Annotated in this window: 12 protein-coding genes; 8 read left to right on the top strand and 4 right to left on the bottom strand. The window is 62.7% G+C overall.

Annotated elements, in window-relative coordinates; translation table 11 throughout:
* Together trpD and CK227_RS23500 are read right to left on the bottom strand one after the other, a co-directional pair.
* Positions 1-1,011, bottom strand: coding sequence for an anthranilate phosphoribosyltransferase (gene trpD / locus CK227_RS23505; protein ID WP_095774358.1), 1,011 nt, complete (start codon positions 1,009-1,011; stop codon positions 1-3).
* Positions 1,008-2,900: a SurA N-terminal domain-containing protein gene (locus tag CK227_RS23500; RefSeq protein ID WP_095774359.1), complete on the bottom strand. Its 1,893-nt coding sequence runs from the start codon at positions 2,898-2,900 to the stop codon at positions 1,008-1,010. Before CK227_RS23500 ends, trpD begins: the two co-directional genes overlap by 4 nt.
* 143 nt (positions 2,901-3,043) lie before the next feature.
* Between CK227_RS23500 and tpiA the strand changes: the two genes are divergently transcribed.
* The 5 genes from tpiA to CK227_RS23475 all read left to right on the top strand — a co-directional run bounded on the left by tpiA (position 3,044) and on the right by CK227_RS23475 (position 8,198).
* Positions 3,044-3,814 (top strand): triose-phosphate isomerase, encoded by a 771-nt coding sequence (gene tpiA / locus CK227_RS23495; RefSeq protein WP_095774360.1) that lies wholly within the window; start codon positions 3,044-3,046, stop codon positions 3,812-3,814.
* 167 nt (positions 3,815-3,981) lie between these two features.
* The gene (gene secG / locus CK227_RS23490; RefSeq protein WP_095774361.1) at positions 3,982-4,443 is read left to right on the top strand and encodes a preprotein translocase subunit SecG; all 462 of its coding nucleotides are present in this window, start codon (positions 3,982-3,984) and stop codon (positions 4,441-4,443) included.
* A 212-nt stretch (positions 4,444-4,655) separates the two neighbouring features.
* Positions 4,656-5,780, top strand: a complete 1,125-nt coding sequence (locus CK227_RS23485; protein ID WP_095774474.1) for a L,D-transpeptidase — start codon at positions 4,656-4,658, stop codon at positions 5,778-5,780.
* Between the two features lie 216 nt (positions 5,781-5,996).
* Positions 5,997-7,634, top strand: coding sequence for a CTP synthase (locus CK227_RS23480; protein ID WP_095774362.1), 1,638 nt, complete (start codon positions 5,997-5,999; stop codon positions 7,632-7,634).
* A gap of 24 nt (positions 7,635-7,658) precedes the next feature.
* Positions 7,659-8,198 carry a DUF1697 domain-containing protein gene (locus CK227_RS23475; RefSeq protein ID WP_095774363.1) on the top strand — a complete coding sequence of 180 codons (540 nt, stop codon included), beginning with the start codon at positions 7,659-7,661 and terminating at the stop codon, positions 8,196-8,198.
* Between the two features lie 40 nt (positions 8,199-8,238).
* On the opposite strand, the gene CK227_RS23470 is transcribed toward CK227_RS23475, so the two are convergent.
* Together CK227_RS23470 and CK227_RS23465 are read right to left on the bottom strand one after the other, a co-directional pair.
* Entirely contained in the window at positions 8,239-9,696 is a 1,458-nt protein-coding gene (locus CK227_RS23470; protein WP_020628874.1) for an NCS1 family nucleobase:cation symporter-1, read from the bottom strand.
* Between the two features lie 209 nt (positions 9,697-9,905).
* Positions 9,906-10,808: a LysR substrate-binding domain-containing protein gene (locus CK227_RS23465; protein WP_095774364.1), complete on the bottom strand. Its 903-nt coding sequence runs from the start codon at positions 10,806-10,808 to the stop codon at positions 9,906-9,908.
* Between the two features lie 250 nt (positions 10,809-11,058).
* On the opposite strand from CK227_RS23465, the gene CK227_RS23460 reads away from it, so the two are divergent.
* Genes CK227_RS23460 through CK227_RS23450 form a run of 3 tightly spaced genes read left to right on the top strand, consistent with a single transcriptional unit; the run spans position 11,059 to position 15,207 of the window.
* Complete coding sequence (locus CK227_RS23460; RefSeq protein ID WP_095774365.1) at positions 11,059-12,567, top strand: leucyl aminopeptidase; 1,509 nt, start codon at positions 11,059-11,061, stop codon at positions 12,565-12,567.
* 54 nt (positions 12,568-12,621) lie between these two features.
* Complete coding sequence (locus tag CK227_RS23455; protein ID WP_095774366.1) at positions 12,622-13,527, top strand: proline iminopeptidase-family hydrolase; 906 nt, start codon at positions 12,622-12,624, stop codon at positions 13,525-13,527.
* Between the two features lie 18 nt (positions 13,528-13,545).
* Positions 13,546-15,207: an ABC transporter substrate-binding protein gene (locus CK227_RS23450; RefSeq protein WP_095774367.1), complete on the top strand. Its 1,662-nt coding sequence runs from the start codon at positions 13,546-13,548 to the stop codon at positions 15,205-15,207.
* Positions 15,208-15,216 lie beyond the last annotated feature (9 nt).

Raw genomic sequence — 15,216 nt, 5'->3', positions numbered from 1 at the left:
TCACCCGTTCGAAATTTCGACCAGCCGGTCGAGCACCTGCAGCGCCCGGCCGCTGTCTATGGCTTGCGCTGCGAGCGCGATGCCATCGCCGAGCGTCGTCGCCTTGCCCGCGATCACCAGCCCGGCGCCGGCATTCATCAGCACGGTGTCGCGATAGGCGCCGGCAGCACCACCCAGCATGTCGCGCAAGGCCTTGGCATTGTAGGCGGCGTCACCGCCGCGCAGCTCGTCCTTGGTGTGGCGCTTCAATCCAACCTCTTCCGGTGTCAGTGTGAAGCTGCGGATCTCACCGCCGATCAGTTCCGCCACCTGCGTCTCGCCGGTGGTGGTGATTTCGTCATAGCCGTCGCCATGAACGACCCAGGCATGCTCGGTGCCCAGCGCCTTCAATGTCTCGGCCACCGGCATGATCCATTCCGGCAGAAACACACCGACCATCTGCCTGACGACGCCAGCCGGATTGGAGAGAGGCCCGAGCAGATTGAAGATGGTGCGGGTTCCGAGCTCAACGCGGGTCGGGCCGACATGTTTCATGGCCGGATGGTGCGCCGGCGCGAACATGAAGCCGACGCCGGCTTCATGGATGCAACGGCCGATCGTCTCCGGCGGAATGTCTATCTTGACCCCAAGCGCGATCAGGACATCGGCAGCCCCGGTCAGCGAGGACAGGCCGCGATTGCCGTGCTTGGCGACCGGCACGCCGGCGGCGGCGATGACGAAGGCCGAGCCCGTCGAAATATTGACGCTATGGGAATTGTCGCCGCCCGTGCCGACGATATCAATGGCGCCCGCGGGCGCCTCGACGCGCAGCATCTTGGCCCGCATCGTGGCGACAGCGCCCGAAATCTCGCTGACCGTCTCACCGCGTACGCGCAGCGCCATCAGGAAGCCGCCGATCTGCCCGGGGGTCGCGTCGCCCGACATGATGATGTCGAAGGCCTCGCGCGCTTCCTCGAAGGAAAGCGCGGTGCCGGCCGCCACCTTGGCGATATGGGTTTTCAGCGCGCTCATCTTGTCGAGGCTTGGGCAACGGCGGCCTGGTCGATGCGGACGTCATACTGCGTCTGCAACTGCGCCACCAATTGGTCGAGCAGATCGTCCGACATGCCGGAAGTGAAGGATTTTTGCGCATCCTCCGGCACCGAGCTGGCATCGGCTCCGGCGGGCTCGAACACTTCGGCGACCTTGAACAGGATCTGCCCGTCGCCGGTGGGCGAGGGGATCAAGCCGGTGCCGCCTTCGCCGACGCCGAACATCACGGCAGCGCCTTCCTTGCCGAAATCGGCGTCGTCGGCTTCGCGCTTCAGGCCGCGCTTGGTCTGCTTCTCCAGCTTGAGATCGCCGGCGATGACGTCGAGCGTGGCGCCCGCCTTGAGCCGCTTGTCGAGCTCGCTCGCCTTGGCGGCAAGCCGCTTGGTGGTCTCAGCCGCCGTCCAGTCGGCGACTACTTTCTGGCGGACCTCGTCAAGTGTGCGGTCGCGAGCCGGCGTGATCGAAGCGACCTCATAGAAGATGAAGCCGTTGTCGGCCGTGGTCAGCGCTTCGTTTTCGGTTTTGGGTTCGGCGTCAAAGACCGCCTTGATCAGCGCCGGCGATTCCGGCAGGTCCTTGACGATGGAGCCGTCCGGCCTGAGGCCGCTGCGATCGATGGCGTCGATGGTGACGTCCTTCAGCTTCAGCTTGGCGGCCGCCTCGGCCAGCGAACTGCCGGAGGCGCGGGTGTCTTCGTAATTGTCGTGCACATCCAAAAGGATACGGCTTGCCTCGCCCAACGCCAGGTCCTTGCGGATCTGGTCGGACACTTCGGCGAGCGGCTTCACCACCTCGGGCTTGATCTCGGTAACGCGCAGCAGCACCGGACCGAAGGCCCCCTGAACGACCTGGCTGACTTCATTGGCGTTGAGCGCAAAGGCGGCATCGGCAACCGCCTTGTCGGCGATCTTGTCCTTGGCCAGCGTGCCAAGCAGCGTGTCGGCCGGGGTCTTGCCTTCGGCTGTCACCAGCTTTTCGAAAGTGGCGCCGGCCTTGAGCGAATCGAGCGCGGCCTTGGCCGCATCCGGTGTCTTGAACACAAGCTGCTCGATCGTGCGCATTTCGGGCGTCGTGTAGCGCGCCTTGTTCTTGTTGTAATCGTCATTGACCTGTTGATCGGTGACGGCAGTCGGATCCATGATGTCCACCGGCTCGAGGCGGACATAGGAGAATTTGCGGTACTCGGGTGCGGCGTAGCTCTTCTTGTTGGCCTCGAAATAGGCCTTAAGCACGCTGTCGCTCGGTGCCTCGATCGGCTCGACGAGCTTCTTCGGCAACACCAGATAGTCAACAGTGCGGTCCTCGCCGCGATAGAGCGCGACCGCCTTGAAGAAAGCGTCCGGCGCCTTGAGGCCGTCCGAGACCGCCTCGACGATCTGCTGGCGCACCGCCACCTGAGCGCGGTTCTTAAGGTAATCCTCGGGCCGCATGCCGACCTGGCGCAGCATGTACTCGAATGTTCTCCTGTCGAACTCGCCGCCTGGGCCCTTGAACGCCGGGTCCTCTCGCGTCAATTCGGCCAACCGGTCCTTGGACAGGCCGAGGCCAAGCTTGCGGGCCTGTTCGTCGAGAACGGCGCCGGAGACAAGCTGAGCCAGGACCTGGTTATCGATGCCGAGCGCCTTTGCCTGTTCGTGGGTGAGGCGCTGACCGAACTGCTGCGACATGACGGCGAGCTGGCGATCGTAGGCGAGGCGGTATTCGTTGATCGACACCTTGGTGCCACCCGCTGTTATCACCGAATCGTGGCCGGCAAAGCCGCCCATCAGCCGCCCGGAGATGCCCCAGGCGGCGAAACTGACCACCAGCAGCGAAAGCAATGTCTTCGCGACCCATGTACCCGCCGCGCTTCTCAATATACCAAGCATCGTTACTTCCGATTTATGCGCATTTTCGCATGCGCCGAGTCTGAAACAAGCGCAATAGCGCCCTTCCGGCCCACTGTCGATTGCTTTGTGGCCTGATTTTGGTAGTGAGGGCCAGAGCCTGATATTGCCCGGAGAAGCAGACCATGACGCCAGGAATTCGCCCGCTTGTCGCCGGCAACTGGAAAATGAACGGCACCAGCGCTTCGCTGAACGAACTCAGGATGATCGGCAACGGGTTCATGAGCGGGCTCGACGCGGAGACCGAGGCCCTGGTCTGCGTTCCCGCGACGCTGCTCTCTCATGCAGCGGAGATTTTGTCGCGCACGCCGGTCCATGCCGGCGGCGAGGATTGCCACACCAAGGAAAGCGGCGCCTACACCGGCTGCATCTCGGCGGAGATGCTGAAGGATGCCGGCGCGAGCCATGTCATTGTCGGCCATTCCGAATGCCGCGAACAACGCGGCGAGGACGATGCGACGGTCCAGGCCAAGGCCGCCGCGGCATGGCGTGCCGGGCTCGTGGCCATCATTTGCATCGGCGAGACACAGCAACAGCGTGAAGCGGGCGCCACGCTCGACGTGCTGTCGCGCCAGGTCGCCGGCTCGGTGCCGCCGAGTGCCACGCCATCCAACACCGTCATCGCCTATGAGCCGGTATGGGCGATCGGCACCGGCCTGACGCCGACCGCGGCCGATGTGACCGAAGCGCATGCGCATATCCGCGAAAAGCTCTCCGAGAAACTTGGTGCCGCTGCCGCCAGGATGCGTATTCTCTACGGCGGCTCGGTCAAGCCGTCCAACGCGGTGGAACTGCTGGGCGTCAGGAATGTCGATGGCGCCCTGGTCGGCGGCGCCAGCCTGAAAGCAGCCGATTTCCTCGGTATCGCCGAGGCTTATCGCAGCATTTCAGGCTAAGTTTCACAACGAAGGACGGGGCTCGTCCCGTTCAAATTCGTTGCAAAGGGCGCGTTGCTTCCCATATTCCGGCCACGGGCTTGGAAATGCCGTGAAAGCATTGTATTGAGCCGCCTCCAATTCACCGGTCGTGTCCGCGGCCGGGCAAGGCCTTGCCAGGATAAACTATGCAAACCGTACTGATCGTCATCCATCTCATGGTCGTGCTCGCCCTCGTCGGCGTGGTGCTGCTGCAACGCTCCGAAGGCGGCGGCCTTGGCATTGGTGGCGGATCGGGCTTCATGACGGCGCGCGGCGCCGCCAACGCGTTGACCCGGGCAACGGCGATCCTGGCGGCGGCCTTCTTCGTCACGTCGCTGACCTTGTCGATCATTGCCCGCTACGGCGAAAAGCCGATCGATATTCTCGATCGCGTCCCCGCCGGGAAGGGCGTGCTCAACCAGTTGCCTGGCACGACGACTCCGGCACCGGCCGGCAGCACCACCCCGACCCCGCCTTCGGGCAATGGCGCGGCGACGACGCCTGCGCCGGCAGCACCGGCCACCGCGCCCGCCTCTGGTGCGACGCCGCCGGCAAAGAACGGCACCAACAACACGGCGCCCGCGGCACCGCAGGTCCCGAACCAGTAACCTCCATCTGGTCCAAACCGCGACCTGTGATCGTTTGAACACAGTCGCGGCAAATGCTGCGCGATCACGAAGATTCAACGGGCAGCAGCGTGGTCTCGTGCTTGAGGCATCCGCGCTTATTCGACTATAGATTGCGCGCGGCATTTTCGGTGTCCTTGGGGGACGCCGGGCGACGCCGTGGGCAACAAGCATTGAACGATCGGATCTTCGCCATGCAGCTTCGCAGCTTCATTTTTCTGGGACTTTGCGCCGTACTCGGCTTGAGTTCCCCGGCTTTCGCCGGCGTACCGGCCAATTTGGCCGCCAATCAGTCGGTCGACAAAACCGACGCAATCAACGTCGCAGTCAAGAGCGATGCGGCGCAGTTGAAGGCTCTCAAGAAGAAGAAAAGCCCGACACCGGACGATCTCGCCCAGATCAAGAAAATCGAGGCCAAGATCGCCGCCGACAAGGAAGACGCCAAGGCCAAGGCGCTCGAAGCCAGGAAGCTGGCGATGCGCGAGGCGGCCAAGGCCAAGGCCGACGCCGAACGGCAGGCCTTCCTTGCTAAGAGGGGGAAGAGCGCTTCTGCAACCGCCGAAGTGACTGACGCCAAGCCGGCCAAGAAGACCACAAAGGTCATCGAGCCGATCGAACCGATCACACCAATCCAGTCAGCCGAGCCGCTTCCGGCAGAGGCGATGAATGTCGCTCTGAGCGGCAACAATGGTGAGCTTCGAAGCGAGGTCATCGGCCAGAAGCAGCCGAGTCGCGGCCTGTTCGCCGGCCTGTTCGGCGGCACCTCGTCCGGCTCGTCGATCAGCTATCTGCCCGAGACGCGGGCTCTCGACCAGGCTCTCGCCCAGAAGGACGCCAAGAAGCCGTTCAAGGTGAAGCCGGAATTCGTGCCGCAGGATGTGGAATTCACCGGCTATGAGCCGGGCACCATCGTCATCGACACCAGCGCGCGCCGGCTCTATCTCGTCGAATCGTTTTCGACCGCGCGTCGCTACGCGATCGCGGTCGGCCGTGAAGGCCTGCAGTTCAAGGGCACGGTCGCGGTCGGCGACAAGCAGGAATGGCCGCGCTGGATCCCGACGCTCGACATGCAGAAGCGCGAACCCAAGCATTACGGGCAGTACAAGGACGGCATGCCCGGCGGCGGCCAGAACCCGCTCGGCGCCCGCGCCATCTATCTCTATGACGGTAAGAAGGACACGCATCTGCGCATCCACGGCACCATCGCGCCGCAGTCGATCGGAACCAGCGCTTCCAATGGCTGCTTCCGCATGATCAACGAGCACGTCATGGATCTCTACAGCCGCGTCCGGGTCGGCACCAAAGTCGTCATCATCTGACGGTTCCATCATCCTGCCGAAAGGGCCGGCTCAGCCGGCCCTTTTGTTTTGCCTCGTTCACGACCAAGCCTGTCCGGTCGTGATCCCTGGACAAACGGAAACCGTTTGTCCGAGAAACCGGGTTCCACTCTTCGGGATCATGGTCCGACGCCTTCTTGGGAAAAAACCTTCGCGGTGGTTTTTTCTCTGGCGGAATCAATCCAGCCGCGTTAAGCGATGACTCCCATGGCGCGATATGTATTCATCACAGGCGGCGTGGTTTCCTCACTTGGAAAAGGCATAGCCGCAGCGGCCCTTGGGGCTCTCCTGCAGGCGCGAGGCTATCGCGCACGCATCAAAAAACTTGACCCCTACCTCAATGTCGATCCCGGCACGATGTCGCCGTACCAGCATGGCGAGGTGTTCGTCACCGATGACGGTGCGGAGACCGACCTTGACCTTGGCCACTACGAGCGCTTCACCGGCCGCTCGGCCAATCAGCAGGACAACATCACCACCGGCCGCATCTACAAGAACATCATCGAGCGCGAGCGGCGCGGCGACTATCTCGGTGCCACTGTGCAGGTCATTCCGCACGTCACCGACGAGATCAAGAATTTCGTCCTCAACGGCAATGACGACTATGATTTCGTGCTGTGCGAGATCGGCGGCACGGTCGGCGACATCGAGGCGATGCCGTTCCTCGAGGCGATCCGGCAACTCGGCAACGACCTGCCGCGCAACAACGCTGTCTACGTGCATCTGACCTTGATGCCCTACATCCCGACGGCGGGTGAGCTGAAGACCAAGCCGACCCAGCATTCGGTCAAGGAACTGCGCGGCATCGGCATAGCGCCCGACATCCTGCTGGTCCGCGCCGACCGCGCCATTCCCAAGGAAGAGCGCAGAAAGCTGTCGCTGTTCTGCAATGTCCGGGAAAGTGCCGTCATCCAGGCGCTCGACGTGCCGCACATCTACGACGTGCCGATGGCCTACCACAAGGAAGGGCTCGATTCGGAAGTCCTGGCCGCCTTTGGCATCGACCCGGCGCCGAAGCCGCGCATGGAGCCCTGGCAGAAGGTGTCGGACCGCATCCACAGCCCCGAAGGCGAGGTGACCATCGCCATCGTCGGCAAATACACCGGCCTCAAGGATGCCTACAAATCGCTGATCGAAGCGCTTTCGCATGGCGGCCTGGCCAACCACGTCAAGGTCAAATTCGACTGGATCGAATCGGAGATCTTCGAAAAGGAGGATCCAGCGCCGTGGCTGGAAAAGGTGCATGGCATATTGGTTCCCGGCGGCTTTGGCGAACGCGGCTCCGAAGGCAAGATCCTTGCGGCGAAATTCGCGCGTGAGCGTAAGGTGCCGTATTTCGGCATCTGCTTCGGTATGCAGATGGCTTGCATCGAGGCGGCGCGGTCGCTGGCGGGTGTCGAGCATGCCTCCTCGACCGAGTTCGGTCCGACCAACGAGCCCGTCGTCGGCCTGATGACCGAATGGCTGAAGGGCAACATGCTGGAGAAGCGGCGGGAAACCGGCGATCTCGGTGGCACAATGCGTCTGGGCGCCTATCAGGCCGACCTCGCCAAGGGCTCCAAGATCGCAGAGATCTATGGCGACACGCAGATTTCCGAACGCCACCGCCACCGCTACGAGGTCAATATCGACTACAAGGAGCGGCTGGAGGATTGCGGCCTGGTGTTTGCCGGCATGTCACCAGACGGCGTGCTGCCAGAGACGGTCGAATATCCCGACCATCCCTGGTTCATCGGCGTGCAGTATCACCCCGAGCTTAAGAGCCGGCCGCTCGATCCGCATCCGCTGTTCGCCAGCTTCATCGAGGCTGCTGTGGAACAGTCTCGCCTGGTGTAGGCGCCCGCCAGGGCGGAGCCTGTCATGCAGACCTATGTCGCGCTCCTCTACAGCATCATCCTGGGCGAGGGGCGCCGGGTCGTCATGGCAGACCTCAAGGCGATGGCGGAAGGCCTCGGCTTGAGGAATGTTCGCACGCTGGTGGCGACGGGCAACCTGGTCTTCGAGGCTGAGAGGACCGCGACTGCTACGCTTGAGAAGCGGCTGGAGGCCGCCTTCGAAACGGCCTTTGGCCGCCACGTCGACATCATTGTCCGTGGCGCTGGAGATTGGCGAAAACTCGCTTCGCGCAATCCGTTCCCAACCGAATCGGAGGAAGCCGGCGATCAGGTCGCGGTGCGTGTGATGCGCAAGCCTGTGGCCGAAGATGTCCTGTCGGGGCTTCAGGCCTATGCCGCCGAGGACGAGAAGGTGCTCCTGATCGGCGGCGACATATGGCTTGTGTTTTCGCGCGAACGGCCAAGCTCGCGGCTGCTTGCGGCCGCCAATCACAAGCGCCTTGGCAAAGGCACGTCGCGCAACTGGAACACGGTGCGCAAATTGGCTGAGATGGTAGGGCAGTAGGGCAGTATTTCCCTACTCACCTACTGCCTTATTCCCTTGTTTAGGCCTTCGCTATCTTGGCGCCCGCACCCACGGCGGCGGTGCGCAGCACGTAGTAGATGATGCCGGCAATCGCGACGCCGAAGAACCAGCCATAGACGCCCCACCAGGACGGCAGCCAGTTGGTGAAGTTCGGCAATATCGACGAGAAGACAGCACCGATGCCGGCGGCGATGAAGGCATTGACGTGCCAGCCGCCCTGGAAGCGGAACTCGCCGTCCTCGCGATACAGCGCCTCGACGTCGACCTCGCCTTTGCGGATCAGGTAATAGTCGACCATCATGACGCCGAAGATCGGCCCCATCGTCGCTCCGATGATGCCGACGAAATGCGCGGCACTGCCTTCCCACGGCGCGAAGGGATAGAGCACAAGTGCGATAAGTGCCGCAATGTAGCCGCCCTTCTTGAAGTCGATCTGACGCGGGAAGACGTTGGAGAAGTCGAAGGCTGGCGAGACGAAGTTGGCGACGACGTTGATGCCGAGCGTGGCAACCGCGAAGGTCAGGGCGGCGAGCGCCGCCAGGAACCAGCTGTCGAATTTGGCCGAGATCTGGTCGGGATGCAGCAGCACTTCGTGGTAGACGTCGTAGGCGGCAATGGTGGTGACGCCGGCGACCAGTGAGAACAGGATCAGATTGACCGGCAGCCCCCAGATGTTGCCTTTGCGCAGTGCGGCCTTGTCCGGCGCGTAACGGGCGAAGTCGCAGAAATTGAGATAGAGCGCCGAGAAATAGGTCACCCAGATCGCCGCGACCCCGAAGAGCGCCGTCCACGATCCGGGATCGCCCGGAATGCCGGCATCGGCGGTCTTTTCGCGCAGCACGTCCATCGGAATATCGCTGGTAAAGGCGAAGCTCCCCGATTTGACGCAGAGATAGATGGCCAGGAGCAGCATCATCACCCAGACGGCAGGCCCCGCCCAATCCTGGAAGCGGCGCACTGTCTCCATGCCTTTCTGGATGATCAGCAGCTGCAGCGCCCAGATGATGACGAAGCAGATCACCTCCAGGGTGGAATGGCCGAGAAGATGCGAGGTCTTGTTGAATTCGTCGAACCATTGCAGGCGGGTCAACAATGCCACGATGGCGCCGGAGGCGGCGGCCGTTTGCGCGCCGTACCAGAAGCAGGCGACGATGGCGCGCACCAATGCCGGGATGTTGGCGCCCCAGATGCCGAAGGACGCGCGAGCAAGCACGGGGTAGGGCACGCCGGTCTTGACGCCGGCATAACCGACCATGTTCATCAGCGCGTAGATGATCAGCGAGCCGATGCCGATGGCGATGATGAAATTGACGAAGCCGCCGCAGAACAGGAACAGGCTGGCGGCGAGATAGTAGCCCCACAGGCTGTGGACGTCCGATGTCCAGACGTTGAAGATCGAGAATGGTCCCCAGTTTCGAACTTTGGCCGGAGCGAGATCCTCGTTGTACAGGTCAGGCGATGCGCCTTGTATGGTCACTGCAATGTCCTCCCCTTGATTGGCCACGCGCCTCCACGCGATAGCCGTGCAGGTTAAGCCTGACGTTGGGGAACCGGCAACCGATCCATTTGCCGGCTTTGGCCTTAAAGATATTCAATGCGAACCGCGATTATCGAGGGGGCGCAATGGTGGGCCGCAGTTGAATACCAACAGTTCTGGTGATTCGAATTCGGGTGCCGCTTCTCCGCCTAGGCGATGGCCATGACCCGCTTGTGGTCCTCGACTTCGGACAACAACCAGTCCTGAAACAGGCCGGTGCCGGGCTTGTTGCCGATGCTGCGGCGCTGATGCAGGTAGATGCCGGCCGGATAGGTATGGCGGGCCTGAAACGGCGCAACAAGTTTGCCTTGCTGCAGAAGATCCTGTGCCATCATCGTATCGGCGAGCGCTATTCCGGCACCATTGATCGCCTCGCGCATGATCAGCGTGCAGTCATCCAGCGTCGTGCTGGACTTCGGCGTAGTGTCCAAAACGCCTTCCTGCTCCAGCCAACGCTTCCATCTCATGCTCTCGCATTCGTGGATAAGATGATGGTTGACCAGATCGGCGGGCGATCGCAGCCGCACAGGCCCATCCAGCAATGAGGGTGCACAGACCGGCGTCAGAACCAGCGGGATCAAAAGCGTCAAGGCCGGGCCGGCCTTGTAGACGAACTCGTCGACAATGGCCAAATCGAAGTTGGCGCGCTTGCCTGACGTCGAGATCTCCAACTCCACGGTCGGATGCAGCTTGCGAAAGTTCGGCAACCGGTCCGCCAGCCAAAGGTTCAGGACCGCCGGGACGCACAAGACCCGGACGCGCTGGGTCCTGCCGTGGCTTGGGCCATCGGCGAGGCTGACGTCGTCGGTGGCGCGCCAGATGGCCTCGAACGCTTCGGAGAGGCCGCGTGCATAGTAGGAGCCCCTGATGGTCGGCGTTATCTGGCGGAAGCCGCGTTCGAACAGATCCTGGCCGAGATTTCTTTCGAGCGCACGGATATGGCGGCTGATGGCCGAGGGTGTCAGGTGCAACTCTTCCGCTGCATCCTTGATGCTGCCGAGACGTGCGGCGGCTTCGAAAGCGCGCATGCCATTGAGTGAAGGTAGGGCCATTGGCCGATCATGAATTGTCAGTTGAGTTTTTGTCAATCGACTTGGGCAAAATTGGCGTTTGATCGCCTGGCCTGTTCGGCGCTACCCAAAAGGCAAGAGCGGCTAAGTCGCCATCGGAAAACGATTTTTTGGGGCCTCCGGCACCATTCACCAACGGCAGAGACTGGCAACAGGTTTTCGCCATTGGCGGGCGAAGCGATGCACGCTGAGCCGAGGCCGGAGTCGTCAGCGAATGGGAGAATGCCAGTCTATGCCTCAATCGCCAGTGCCGGTCTTTGAAACGGCGGACGGGATTTCCGCGGAAACCGCAGTCGTCGTGATCTTGCGAACTGCCCAGGCAGGCTTTGGCCCGCGGGCAGCGGCACTGGACGCCGAGATGAGCGGGATCCTGTCGCGTGCCTGCTCCGATCCGGCCACCCTGGCCGAATCCGGCGCCTGTATCGATCTCATCGCCCCCCAGGGCCTATCGGCCCGGCGGGTGATCGTCCTGGCCCTTGGCAAGGCCGAGGCCGTAACCGCCCTGTCACTGGCGCGCGCCGGCGGTTTGCTTGCCGCGCATCTGGAAGGCAAGTGCGAGTGCGCCGCGACGCTTGTCCTCGACCCCATTGATGGCATCGACCTGCCCGCAGCCGAGATCATGGCGCGCGTCGCGCTGGGCATGCGGCTGCGGCGCTATCGTTTCGACATGCGCAACCGGCGCCAGGGGGCGGGAGCGGACCGGACCTTGCGGGTACAGCTGGTCGGACCAAGCAGCGCGGAGCTGACCCCGGCACTGGCGCGGATCAATGCCATAGCGGACGGTGTCGAATATGCGCGCACGCTGGTCAACCTGCCGCCGAACCATCTCCATCCCGACAATTTCCACGATCATCTGGAGCCGCTGCGCGAAGCCGGCATCGATGTCGAGATACTCGATCCGGCGCGGCTGAAGGAACTCGGCATGAACGCGATCCTGGCCGTAGGCTCAGGGTCGGTGCGGCCGCCGCGCGTCGCGGTGCTGCGCTATCGCGGCAAGGGGGCTCCTTCCCAACCGATGGCTTTCGTCGGCAAGGGCGTGTGCTTTGACTCCGGCGGCATCTGCATCAAGCGCGGCGAGCAGATGTTCGACATGAAGGCCGATATGGGCGGCGCGGCTGCCGTGGTCGGCCTGCTGATCGCGCTTGCCCGGCAAGGCAGCCCTGTGCATGCCGTCGGTGTTCTCGGCATTGCCGAGAACATGCCGTCCGGCACCGCGCTCAAGCCGCGCGACATCATCACCACGGCGTCAGGACAAACGGTAGAGGTGTTCGACACGGACGCGGAAGGGCGCCTGATCCTGGCCGATTGCCTCTATTATGCCGCCTCGCGCTTCAACCCGTCGGTGATCGTCGATCTGGCGACGCTGACCTATTCGGTGATGCGCGGCCTGGGATCGGTCTTTGCCGGTCTTTTCAGCACCGACGATGCCATGGCGTCGCAGATGATCGCTGCCGGAGAAACGGTTGGCGAGCGGTTCTGGCAACTGCCGCTCGACAAGGCCTATGACGAGGGCCTGCAATCGCCCTTCGCTGACATCAGGCACCACGCCAAGGACATGGAAGACGGTGACGCGCCTTACGCGGCGGCGTTCCTGCGCCATTTCACCGAGGATCGTCCCTGGGTGCATCTCGACATCGCCGGCAAGGAAATGGCCGACGCGGATCGTCCGCTCGGCCGCGAAGGCGCGACGGCGTTCGGCGTGCAGATGCTGGAAGAGTGGGTGCAGACCAGGCTGAACTAGGCGCCTGCTGTCGGGGACGGAAACGAAATGCGTTCAAACGTGGTGGGAACCGGGATGTCGCCAGAGGTCGCTAGCAAGGAGGGACGAGCCGCGTTCGGCAGTTACGAGACCTGGTATCGTATTTCTGGCGATCTCGATGCCCACAAGGCCCCGGTGGTGGTCCTGCATGGCGGGCCGGGCGCCGCCCACAACTACGTCGATGCCTACAAGCATCTCGCCCGACGGGACCGCGCCGTCGTCCACTACGACCAGTTGGGCTGCGGCAATTCCACCTTGCTGCCGGAGAAAGGCGCCGATTTCTGGACGCCACGGCTTTTCGTCGACGAGCTTGAAAACCTGATCGATCATCTCGGCATCCGCGCGGGTTTCCATGTGCTGGGTCAGAGCTGGGGCGGCATGCTGGGCGCCGAGTATGGGGTGACGCGGCCGAAAGGCCTGAAGTCGCTGACCATCGCCAACTCGCCGGCTTCCATGAGGCTTTGGGTCGAAGAGGCCAACCGGTTGCGCGCCGACCTGCCTGGGGACGTGCAGGAGACACTGACCCGGCACGAGCAGGCCGGCACGACGGAAGATCCGGCCTACCAGGCTGCGACGATGGTGTTCTACGAGCGGCATGTCTGCCGGGTCGTGCCTTTCCCACCGGAGGTGACGGAGACCTTCGACCAGGTCGTGCGCAACCCGACTGTCTATCATCTGATGAACGGGCCGAACGAGTTCCATGTCATCGGAACGCTGAAGAACTGGAGCATCGTCGATCGCCTGCAGGCTGTCGATGTTCCCACGCTGATCATCTCCGGACGCTACGACGAGGCCACGCCCGCGACCGTGCAGCCCTTCAAGGACGGCATCAAGGGATCGCGCTGGGAGATATTCGAGCATTCCAGCCACATGCCGCATGTCGAAGAGCAGGACGCGTGCATGCGGGTGGTGGGCGACTTCCTGGACGACAACGACAACTGAGAAAAGGGGAACCAAGACATGAAGAAACTGCTTTTGGCCGCATCAGCCGCGGCACTGCTGGCCGGCACGTGGCTCGCTCCGGCACAGGCTGAATATCTCAAGGAGCACCGAGGTGGCACCATCCGCCTTCTGGCCCGCTCAGCGGCGGGAACGCTCGATCCGCACATCAACTATACCGACCAGGGCTGGCAGATGTACCAGCCGATCTATGACGGCCTGGTGGCCTTCCGCAAGGCCGAGGGCATGGACGGCTTCACCATCGTCCCCGATCTGGCCGAGGCGCTGCCGCAGGTCAGCGATGACGGCAAGACCTTCACCTTCAAGCTGCGCAAGGGCATCAAGTTCTCCAACGGCCAGGATATGGGCGTCAAGGACGTCGTCGCCTCCTTCCAGCGCATCTTCAAGGTTTCCGGGCCGACTTCCGGCACCTTCTATGCCGGCATTGTCGGCGCCGACAAATGCCTGGCCGATACCAAAAGCTGCACGCTGGACGGCGGCGTCGTCGGCGATGAAGCGGCCGGAACCATCACCCTCAATCTCACCAAGCCGGACGCAGAGATCCTCTACAAGCTTGCCTTGCCGCATGCCGTGGTGCTGCCGGCGGATACGCCCGCCGAAGACATGGGCTCCAAGCCCATTCCCAGCACCGGTGCCTACATGATCTCCGCCTTCGACCCCAACAAGGGCATGACGGTGTCGCGCAACCCGAACTTCAAGCAGTGGAGCGAGGAAGCGCAACCGGACGGCTACCCGGATGTCGTCCAGTATGATTTCGGCCTCTCCGAGGAAGCGGCCGTGACGGCGATCCAGAACGGCGAAGCGGACTGGATGTTCGACGCGCTGCCGAGCGACCGCCTGGGCGAACTTGGCAGCAAGTCCATGGACCAGCTGCACATCTCGCCGCTTTCGGCATGGTGGTATGCACCCCTCAACAACCGTCTCGCGCCGTTCGACAACGAAAAGGCGCGCCAGGCCGTTGCCTATGCGATCGATCGCAACACGCTGGTCAAGCTGTTCGGCGGCAAGGTGCTGGCCTCGCCGGTCTGTCAGGTCCTGCCGCCGGATTTCCCCGGCCATGAGGACTATTGCCCCTTCACCAAGAATCCCGGTGCCAAATGGTCGGCGCCGGATCTCGACAAGGCAAAGCAACTCGTTGAGGAGTCGGGCACCAAGGGCCAGAAGGTGACCATTATCGTCGAGGACACCGCCATTTCGCGGTCGATCGGCGTCTACCTGCAGAGCGTGCTGACCACCATCGGCTATGTCGCCGACGTCAAGCTGATCTCGTCCAACATCCAGTTCACCTACATCCAGAACACCAACAACAAGGTGCAGATGTCGGTCACCCAATGGTACAAGGACTATCCTGCGGCTTCCGACTTCCTGAACATCCTGTTCAGCTGCGCCTCCTTCCGTGAGGGTTCGGATGCCTCGATCAACATCGCCGGCTTCTGCGACAAGGACATCGACGCCAAGATGCAAAGGGCGCTGGATCTCGGCGTGACCGACCAGAAGGCCGCGGACAAAATGTGGGCCGAAATCGACAAGCAGGTCACCGACAAGGCACCGGCAGTCGGCCTCTTCACGCCGAAGCGGCTTGACTTCGTCAGCAAACGGGTTGGCAATTTCAAGTTCAACCGGCAGTTCAATTGGATGATCACCCAGTCCTGGGTGCAGTAACGAACTGCG

Source organism: Mesorhizobium sp. WSM4308 (genome assembly GCF_002294905.1).
Lineage (GTDB): Bacteria > Pseudomonadota > Alphaproteobacteria > Rhizobiales > Rhizobiaceae > Mesorhizobium.
The sequence above is the reverse complement of the archived record's forward strand: the minus strand, read 5'-3'. Positions and strand labels throughout refer to the sequence as shown.

Coding starts and splice junctions, on each gene's coding strand:
- trpD (WP_095774358.1), bottom strand. CDS start 1,011: ATGAGCGCGCTGAAAACCCATATCGCCAAGGTGGCGGCCGGCACCGCG.
- CK227_RS23500 (WP_095774359.1), bottom strand. CDS start 2,900: ATGCTTGGTATATTGAGAAGCGCGGCGGGTACATGGGTCGCGAAGACA.
- tpiA (WP_095774360.1), top strand. CDS start 3,044: ATGACGCCAGGAATTCGCCCGCTTGTCGCCGGCAACTGGAAAATGAAC.
- secG (WP_095774361.1), top strand. CDS start 3,982: ATGCAAACCGTACTGATCGTCATCCATCTCATGGTCGTGCTCGCCCTC.
- CK227_RS23485 (WP_095774474.1), top strand. CDS start 4,656: ATGCAGCTTCGCAGCTTCATTTTTCTGGGACTTTGCGCCGTACTCGGC.
- CK227_RS23480 (WP_095774362.1), top strand. CDS start 5,997: ATGACTCCCATGGCGCGATATGTATTCATCACAGGCGGCGTGGTTTCC.
- CK227_RS23475 (WP_095774363.1), top strand. CDS start 7,659: ATGCAGACCTATGTCGCGCTCCTCTACAGCATCATCCTGGGCGAGGGG.
- CK227_RS23465 (WP_095774364.1), bottom strand. CDS start 10,808: ATGGCCCTACCTTCACTCAATGGCATGCGCGCTTTCGAAGCCGCCGCA.
- CK227_RS23460 (WP_095774365.1), top strand. CDS start 11,059: ATGCCTCAATCGCCAGTGCCGGTCTTTGAAACGGCGGACGGGATTTCC.
- CK227_RS23455 (WP_095774366.1), top strand. CDS start 12,622: ATGTCGCCAGAGGTCGCTAGCAAGGAGGGACGAGCCGCGTTCGGCAGT.
- CK227_RS23450 (WP_095774367.1), top strand. CDS start 13,546: ATGAAGAAACTGCTTTTGGCCGCATCAGCCGCGGCACTGCTGGCCGGC.